The following is a 1,004-nucleotide window of genomic DNA, read 5'->3' as shown; positions in this document are numbered from 1 at the left end:
ACCCTTGCACGCGGCCCTGCGCCGCCGCCCGATCGAACTGGTCGCGGCTCCCGAATGACGGATGGATGCGTCACGTGGGGGGCTCAGGGGCCGACGTATTCGTAGACGCCGCCGTGGGGGTGTCGCAGCACGGCGCGACGACCGTTCGGGGTGGGTTGGGCGGGCATCACCACCGTGGCGCCCGCCGCCACCGCCTCCTCGACGGCGGTGGGCAGGTCGGCGACCGCCAACGTGGCGACCACGCCCGCGACGCGCTGCACCGCCTCGTCCGGACCGCTGAACAGGAGAAAGGGGCCCACGCTCGCCAGGCTGACGCCTGCGAACGCGAAGCGGGCGGCGGTTCGACCGGTCAGCTTCTCGTAGAACGGGACGGCCGCCTCCACGTCGTCCACCCGCTGCCGTGCGGTCACCGAGTCGATCTGCATCGTCGTCGTTCCTTACGTCGTAGCGGCACAAGCAAGGTGGGCGCATGGGTGGGCACACGGGTCGGCACGACGGTCGGTACGAGGGTCGGTCGCAAACCTGACGAGGCCGGCCGGCACCGGAACCGCATCGGGCCCGCGCGACCGAGAACGACCGTATCTCGTACCCGACATCCGACCGTGCGGCGCGTCCACGTCCGTGTCTGCATCCGCGTCCGCGTCCGCGTCCGGCACAGCGTCGACGAGGTCGGGCACGGATCCGCCCGACGTCGTCCTGATCGGGCACGGCCGCGGCGACGAACCACGCGGGGATGACGCCGAGTTGGTGCGGGGCGAGCACCGGCGACCGGTATGGAAGAGCAGGACCGCAGCCGACACGATTTCGCACCGGGACGAAGCATCCCGAGATATCCGACTTTTCCGTGATCCCCTGGAGGTGTAAGCCTTCGAACGGGACGGACTCGACATGGCCGACGGGGCACACACCGATGCCGGACCCCCCGAACAACCCTGGGCGCGGGCCGGTTCGTCCCGCCTACGCCGAGTCGGCGCCGGACCGGGCGCCGGTCCGGCGCGGCGCTT

1 protein-coding gene is annotated in these 1,004 nt (G+C 71.4%); it reads right to left on the bottom strand.

What is annotated here, in order from left to right; genetic code table 11:
• Nucleotides 1-83: 83 nt before the first annotated feature.
• Nucleotides 84-425, bottom strand: a complete 342-nt coding sequence (locus GT354_RS40205) for a VOC family protein (protein WP_161361430.1) — start codon at nt 423-425, stop codon at nt 84-86.
• Nucleotides 426-1,004: the final 579 nt, after the last annotated feature.

The organism is Streptomyces sp. SID3343 (assembly GCF_009865215.1).
In the GTDB taxonomy this organism is placed as follows: domain Bacteria; phylum Actinomycetota; class Actinomycetes; order Streptomycetales; family Streptomycetaceae; genus Embleya.
This window is presented reverse-complemented; position numbering and strand designations above follow the sequence as displayed.